Here is a 201-nt window from a genome sequence, read left to right as displayed (position 1 = left end):
TCCAGGGCGAGCAACGGCAGCCCCGCGGTATGAAGGCTGCCCGAGACCGCCCATCCCACGATGCGCCGGGAGTAGACGTCGTGATGAAAGCGACGTAGCAGAACCCTGAGATCGTGCGCACTAGGTGATGTCAGCGACCCAGAGCCGGTGTGGGCGCTCGGCAGTGAAGCGGCGCTCGACCAGGTCAGGACGAGCATCCGG

Annotated in this window: 1 pseudogene; it reads right to left on the bottom strand. The window is 66.2% G+C overall.

The window, feature by feature from the left end:
• A pseudogene (locus tag AC2W7A_RS13420) lies at positions 1-201 on the bottom strand (DDE-type integrase/transposase/recombinase); the annotation flags it as partial.

The organism is Micrococcus sp. LASM2_SD2 (genome assembly GCF_057364565.1).
This window is presented reverse-complemented; position numbering and strand designations above follow the sequence as displayed.